Genomic DNA, 7,228 nt, shown 5'->3' on the forward strand with positions numbered 1-7,228 from the left:
TGTTAACAAATGGTTGGTTGGAGAGACATTAACTTTAGAAAATATAGATGAATTAAATCAATTTGCAATTGATTTGGGTAATTTTTTAGTTGAATTACAATCAATTGACACCAGTGGAGGTCCCTTAGCTGGGGAACATAATTTTTATAGAGGTGGAGATATTGCTGTATACGATGAAGAGTTTAGAGATGCCATTAATAATATAAATTCTTTTAATAAACATATATTGAGAGAAATTTGGGAATTGGCATTAGCTTCAAAATGGGCTGGAGAACCAGTGTGGGTTCATGGTGACGTAGCACCAGGGAATATATTAACTAAAATTGGTAAATTGTATGCGGTTATTGATTTTGGCATATTGGGTGTAGGAGACCCATCTTGTGATGCTGCAATGGCTTAGACTTTTTTTGATGATAGTACGAGAAAGTCATTTAAGAATGCATTGAATTTTGATGAAGAAACTTGGAATAGAGCAAGAGGTTGGGCTTTATGGAAGGCTTTAGTAACCTACAATTATAATAAACAATCTAACAAAACAATCGCAGATGAATCATATAGAATTATAAAAAAAATTCTTAATGATTACGAAACTGAAAAATAAAGTCATTAAAATAGAATTTTATATTGCACTAATAGGTGCATTTCAGTTATATGCAGGAACGTTTTTTTACTAAAAAGCAGGTTAGTTGAAGAAAAAATTGAAATAGAATTTAGTGGACCCGAACTAACAGATAAACAATTATGTAAGTTTTTAGAAGGTATTGCATCAAAGTGAGATAGATTTTCAGATAGCTTTTTGGCAACCAGAACGCTTGAGTGCCTCGTGCTGAAATCAAAGGGTAAATTTAACAGTTCCTTATTTTTCAGCATGAATCCCTTCTCTTGGGTGCTCTCCTTTCTAATATTAAATTCATTGTGATGATAATCTGAGCAGGCGAATATAATAGTTTATTTAATAAATATCTTCTAAATCACCAATTGAAGACTAAGGAGGCCTGCAGGATGAGAATCGGAATTAATCTCCTCAATCTATCTCAAGACCGGTTTGGAGGGGTTGAACAATATATAACGCATTTAATTGGCCATATGGCTGACAGCCGGGAAAACCTTACCCTGTTCCTTTTTCTTAAGCGGAAGCTGAAAAACGTTTTTCCCCAACATGAAAAAATAAAAATAATTCAGTTCCGGAAGTTAATGGATTCTGCTGATGTTTATGATGCCATCAAAAAATGCAAGCTGGACCTTTGGTTTTGCCCATTGCACAGATCGTATCTCCCAAGTATCCCTGTTCCGACTGTGGCAACGATTCATGATGTACTTCATACGGAATATCCGGACTTTGTCCCCGGCGGATTAGAAGAGAATAATCGCTATTATGAACAATATACGGCTTCGTTCGATGCTGTCATTACAGTCTCGGATTTTTCCAAGGGTGCCATAGCCCGTCAGCTCTCCATTCCAGAGAGAAAAATTCATGTCATTCACCTCAATGCACCAGCCATATTTGATCAAGCACCAGCGAAGAACACAATGAAAGGAGTGAAACAAAAATATCAATTGCCCGAAAAATACGCCATATATCCTTCAAGCTATAATCCGCACAAAAACCATCTGAATCTTCTAAAGGCCATTCTGATCCTGAGGGAAAAATACAATACCACCATACCGCTTGTCCTGACAGGCTATGCAGATAAAAGCAATGGAGTTTATCAATCTGTTATGCAATTTATAAGAGAACGTTCTTTAGAAAAACAGGTATGGGTTCTGGGATACGTTCCCCCTGAAGAAATGCCTTCTCTTTATTGGAACTCCAGCTTTTTGGTCTTTCCTTCCCTATATGAAGGATTTGGCATTCCCCTGGTGGAGGCGTTTAAAACAAAAACACCGATCGTTTGCTCAAACAAGGGAAGCATCCCTGAAATCACAGACAACGCGGGTCTTTATTTTAATCCTGAAAATCCTGAAGAGATCGCTTTACAAATGATGGAGCTGTTAAATCCTGTAACAAGAAAACAGCTTAGCGAAAAGAGCAGTCTTCGGTCACAGCATTTTTCCTGGAAAAAGACTGCCGCAGAAACGCTGAAAGTTTTTCGAAGTGTGATCCGGAAATAATCCAAAGGAGGGGAAATAATGAGAAAAATACTTGTCCTTAATATTTTCCCAACGGTTTTCCCGCCGACAAGCGGAGGCACATTGAGGTATTTTCATATTTATAACGAATTAAGCCATTATTATGATATTACCCTTTTATCCCAAACAAACAATAAAAAGGGGAAGGTCGTCAAATACTCTTCAAGCTTTAGAGAATACAAAGCGGAAAGGGATCCTCTCTACTCGCAAAAAAGCCTGAAGCTTCATAATGCAGCTTCAGGCTATGAACTTCCTTTAATTATGTATTTGGAGCTTGCCAATTATCCTGCCTTATACAAAAAATATTTTGAGAAGCTCTACCAATCAAGCGATATCATTATTCATGAAACCCCTTATTTACTGGATTATGACTTGCATTTCAGCAAAGATCAAAAGCCAAGAATTTATAACAGCCATAATCATGATTACTCACTGGCAAAGCAAATTTGGAAGGATGAAAAGGCGCGGGAATACCTCCCCCGGCTTTATGAAGCAGAACAGCGATTAACTTCACACGCGGACTTGATTTATGCCACATCCGCAGCCGAGAGGGAGGATTTTATTAAAGATTATAGGCTGGATCCTCAAAAAATTAAGCTTGCCCCAAATGGAATCAATCCAGATGAATGGCTTCCGCGCAGAAAGAAGCCTGCCGGAAGGTCAAAAGCTCTGTTTATTGGAGCAGATTACCAGCCTAACACTCAGGCAGTGGAGTTTATCATTAAGCAACTTGCCGATAAATGTCGGGATATCGACTTTATCATTGCAGGCGGATGCTGCAGACCTTTTCAAGAGCTTAAGAAAAATAACTTAAAATTACTGGGCAGGGTTCAGCACAAAAAAAAATTAAAGCTATTTGCTGAAGCTGATATCGCTATCAATCCGATGTTTAGCGGTGCAGGAGTCAATTTGAAAACGCTGGAATTCTTATCAGCAGGGATTCCCCTGTTTTCCACTTTATGCGGTGTCCGGGGATTAGAACTCATTGACCGCAAGCACTATATCCATGCTGAGGCAGAGGATTTCGCGGATAAGCTTAACCAGTTCAGCTGCAGACATAAATTTATGGAGGAGATAGCCGCATGCGGGCAAAAACATATTAACAGCCGTTTTTCATGGAAAAGTATAGCTAAAAAGATCCATAATGATATTGAAGAGATTTTTTCTGTTTAAGAAAGAATCTCTTCTATAGCCTTTTTCAATAATATTCCGGCCTTATCCCAGGTAAGATTCAGCATATCCAATCTTCCTTGCTGGCCTTTCTGTTTACACAGATTCGGATTTTCATAAGCCAATCTCATCTGTCTTTTTGTATCCTCCAGATCGGCTTCAGCCCACAGATGGTCCTCATGTTTAAAAAAGTGGGGGTATAGCCTCGATATGGCACTTTTGCTGCCCATGCTGTTTCTTGGATTCTCCAGCTTGTAATCTAGTAAAAAGGAATTATGTTCATTCAAAAAGTCCATTTGTCCGCCCCAGCCTGTAGCTATGACTGGGATACCGCTTGATAATGCCTCCATATATGGGAGACCTACCCCTTCTCCCCTAGTGGGAAGAATGAATGCATTGCCCAGCGTATATAAACCTTTAAGCTGCTTTTCCGGTATAACGCCCGTTATTACATGCAGAGGGGCAGTTTCATTTGTAAACCCAAGACTTCTTTTATATTGCGAAATAGACTTTAATATTTTTTTACGATTGCTGCCATATGTTTTTATGACCAGCAGCACATTGTCTTTAGAAGTGAACTCGCTCCAATAGGCTTTCAGCAAAGTTTCAGGATTTTTCCTATGCTGAAAATCAAAAATTGAAACAAAAACAAACTTCCCTTTTGCTTCCTTTAATGAAAGCTTTTTGTTTCCAGGGTAAAATGCTTGTGTATCAGCCCCATGAGGAGCCAGAAACACAGGAACATTCACACCGCCTTCAATCATGGCATCTATGTTTTGAGAGCATGGTACGCATACCCCATCACATGCATTAATAACTGGAAGCCATGGACTCGGAATCTTTCCTGTTTCCCAAACAGTATTAAATAGGATCCGATCAAAATTTTTTCTCTCTTTTTTGATATCATCAATATTTCCAGGCGGACAATGATAAATTAATATTTTTTGTTTGTTTTTTTGGAATGGCTTTTCAATTAACTGCAATAATCTCTTTTTCTTGTTTTTATTGCTAAAATCATAGGGGAAATTCCAAGTATACGGCTGAATTATAAGATCAACACCAAGACGGTCTAATGCAAGAGCGTATTCTCTGCTTGCAATTCCATATCCGCTTGCATCAAGAACCGGCCCTCTCCAAACTACTTGATAATATGTCATTTGTACGCCTCCATCTCATCATTATTTAAGATAATGATTAATTCTTTTTCCTCCCAAACCTGATTTTCATAGTTTTCAAACACGTTTTCCATATAGTCTTGACGCATTGTAGAGTAGATGATAGAGACCATCTTTCCCGCTCTTTTATGATATTCTTAACCGTCTCTTCCCAGGAAGCAGTAATACGAATAATATCCTCTTCCTGCAGTTTTTCGCCCCATTGGACTTCTATAATTTCCAGAGGTGTAATGGCCTTTACAGCATGTTTTGCACCGACCGGAATTTGAAGGACATCTCCTGCTTTAATATAGACAAGGCGGCCATCCAAAATAAACTCCCCTTCTCCAGAGATGATTGTCCAAGTCTCCTGTCTGAATTGATGAGTCTGGTAGCTGATATTTCTGCCAGGTAATATTTTAAGCAGCTTGGAAAGGGACTCCATTCCTTCGCTAGTATAAGAAAAATCCAAAACTTTATAGATGCCCCATCTTTTTTCTTCATACATAGGCCGGGTTGTTTCAGCCATATGCTTTATAGCATTGCTCTTCTGCTTATCGGCAACCAGAATCCCGTCCGGGCTGGCAGCTATGATGCTATTAGAGATTGAAATGGCATGAATCGGAATGGACAGTTCATTGACAATCTGTGTATTTTTAGAGTCCTCTGATAGAGAACCTTTGCCGGAAACTGAACTCTCAAGCTGGCCGCTTAATGTCTCCCAGCTTCCGAGGTCCTTCCATAAACCAGAATAGGGAATTACAATCGACCTGCTGTTTTTCTCAGCGATCTCGTAATCAAAGCTGATTTCAGGCAGTAGATCATAGTTTTTCAGCAGCTGGCTATAAGAAGTGGAAAGCCCCATTTTATTTAAATACTCAATCATAAAATTCAAAGAAAATCCAAATACACCGCAATTCCAAAAAGCATTCTTTTCTATCAGCAGCCGGGCTGTTTCTGTATCTGGTTTTTCTATGAATTGATCTATTGGAAGGCAGCCTATTTCCTCTTTTTGACCCGGCTTAGGGAGGATATATCCAAACTGGTCTGACGGAAACTGCGGCACAGCACCTAGCAGAGCAAGCTCAGCCTGCGATATATGCAGAATATCCGGAATGCTTTGCAACAGCTTATAAAACAGGGGTTCCACATAGGAATCCACCGGCACCACACAAATGGTTTCCTCAGGACCGGCATAGTAATTGGAATGAAGGTACGCACAAGCTAAAGCAATAGATGGAAATGTACCTCTTTGACTCGGTTCGCAGATGACGGGAATCTGAGTGTCTATTTGGTTTTTTATTATCTCCAATTGATTCTCATAGGTAATAATAAATGTTGATGATAGAAGCCCAGCATCATCCAGCTGTCCGGAGACCCGCTGAATCATGGATTCAGGCTTCCCATGCTGTGTAGGCAGTAGCTTTAAAAACTGCTTGGCCCTAACTGAATTAGATAAAGGCCAAAGTCTTCGTCCCGAACCTCCTGATAGCAATAGAATTTTCATATCTCAACCCCATTTTTAAGTAAATATAAAGCTGGTACTAGTATTCTATGGGGCTAATAAAATAGTGATATGGTCATACGAATCAAATTAGCTTACTTTTTAAGGTTCGGCAGAGCCTTCTTATTAAACAATTGGGCGCTATTGTGGATTATCCCCTTAGATTTAAACAACATTATTGTTATATTTTTAAGTGCGAAAAAATTTTGCACATCAAAAATTAAACAACTAATTTTAACCCCGTCCAAAAAAGTAGAATGGGGTTATCATGTTTGAGATTTTAAAGGAGAGTATGAGGGTGAAGATACAAATTGTATTATTTGAAGGATTTGGGGAACTTGTCGCTTTGGCACCTTATGAAGTTTTAAAGCGAGGAATCGAGGCAGGAGCTCTATTCGAGATTGAATTAGTCGCAAGTGGGTCTCAAAAAGAAGTCACCGCATCTTTTGGCGTTCAAGTGACGGTCCATGATTTTTTACGTTTAGACAACAGACCAGATTTGTTAATCATCCCTGGCGGTGGCTGGAACCATAAAGCCCAACATGGTGCGAGACAGGAGGCGGAGAAGGGGGAGTTAACGCAGATCATTTCGGCTATGCATGACGAAGGTACGATAGTGTGAGGGGTTTGTACAGGTGACATGTTGATGGCTGCTTCAGGTATTTTAAAAGACCAGAGAGTTGCTATGCATTATCTGGCGAAAGATGAACTTCCTAGATATGGAGCTGATTACTTAGGATATCGAATTGTTGATGAAGGTAGTGTAATCACATCTAGGGGAGTTACTTCAGGAATTGATCTAGGATTATGGATTATTGAGAGGTTTTCAGGAGCTGAGATAGCAGCTGCAGTTGAACATCGAATGGAATATGAACGAAGAGGAGTCGTTTGGAGAAAACCCGTAAATTAAGAATTTCCGTTTTTGTATGGAATAATGTTTGGGACAGTTTTAGTAACCATCGTGAGAGAGCGCTTGACTGGAAGTCAAGCGGTATACCATTCTAGACATAGTTTTTACCACTGTTCCTCAAACGGGCCAGATTTTTTAGTAACGCTTAGTAAGAGAAATGGAGATTGTGAAGAAATGTACTTAAGCTAACGGGTGCATTAGTTCAATCGGGGAAGGATAGTGTAAAAAGCAGTAGTTTCTTTTGGTAATATTTAAGGGGGGATGGATATGTTTTTCTTTAATAAGGAAGATGTTTATATAGGATATTCAATGGAAGAATTATCAAAGGTAAGAGCAATTTAAAAAGAGAAGGCATTAAAT

The 7,228-nt window shown here is 39.1% G+C and carries 4 protein-coding genes and 2 pseudogenes; 4 read left to right on the top strand and 2 right to left on the bottom strand.

All coding sequences use genetic code 11. The features are described 5' to 3' along the window. From V7127_RS25170 to V7127_RS25180, 3 genes and pseudogenes are all read left to right on the top strand, one after another. A pseudogene (locus V7127_RS25170) lies at positions 1 to 601 on the top strand (aminoglycoside phosphotransferase family protein); the annotation flags it as partial. 401 nt (positions 602 to 1,002) lie between these two features. Then, the gene (locus V7127_RS25175; protein ID WP_335490865.1) at positions 1,003 to 2,112 is read left to right on the top strand and encodes a glycosyltransferase family 4 protein; all 1,110 of its coding nucleotides are present in this window, start codon (positions 1,003 to 1,005) and stop codon (positions 2,110 to 2,112) included. An 18-nt stretch (positions 2,113 to 2,130) separates the two neighbouring features. Further along, entirely contained in the window at positions 2,131 to 3,303 is a 1,173-nt protein-coding gene (locus tag V7127_RS25180) for a glycosyltransferase family 4 protein (protein WP_335490868.1), read from the top strand. Here V7127_RS25180 and V7127_RS25185 read toward each other — a convergent pair. Together V7127_RS25185 and V7127_RS25190 are read right to left on the bottom strand one after the other, a co-directional pair. After that, positions 3,300 to 4,457: a glycosyltransferase gene (locus tag V7127_RS25185; RefSeq protein ID WP_335490871.1), complete on the bottom strand. Its 1,158-nt coding sequence runs from the start codon at positions 4,455 to 4,457 to the stop codon at positions 3,300 to 3,302. The genes V7127_RS25180 and V7127_RS25185 overlap by 4 nt on opposite strands. Positions 4,458 to 4,494: 37 nt before the next feature. Further along, complete coding sequence (locus V7127_RS25190; RefSeq protein WP_335490873.1) at positions 4,495 to 5,961, bottom strand: sugar phosphate nucleotidyltransferase; 1,467 nt, start codon at positions 5,959 to 5,961, stop codon at positions 4,495 to 4,497. Positions 5,962 to 6,256: 295 nt separating this feature from the next. Between V7127_RS25190 and V7127_RS25195 the strand changes: the two are divergent. Next, positions 6,257 to 6,868, top strand: a pseudogene (locus tag V7127_RS25195) (DJ-1/PfpI family protein). The last annotated feature ends 360 nt before the right edge of the window (positions 6,869 to 7,228 follow it).

Source organism: Bacillus sp. JJ1773, assembly GCF_036962035.1.
In the GTDB taxonomy this organism is placed as follows: domain Bacteria; phylum Bacillota; class Bacilli; order Bacillales; family Cytobacillaceae; genus Cytobacillus.

Excerpts from the sequence above, each read along its gene's own strand:
- V7127_RS25175 (WP_335490865.1), top strand. The coding sequence starts at position 1,003 with ATGAGAATCGGAATTAATCTCCTCAATCTATCTCAAGACCGGTTTGGA.
- V7127_RS25180 (WP_335490868.1), top strand. The coding sequence starts at position 2,131 with ATGAGAAAAATACTTGTCCTTAATATTTTCCCAACGGTTTTCCCGCCG.
- V7127_RS25185 (WP_335490871.1), bottom strand. The coding sequence starts at position 4,457 with ATGACATATTATCAAGTAGTTTGGAGAGGGCCGGTTCTTGATGCAAGC.
- V7127_RS25190 (WP_335490873.1), bottom strand. The coding sequence starts at position 5,961 with ATGAAAATTCTATTGCTATCAGGAGGTTCGGGACGAAGACTTTGGCCT.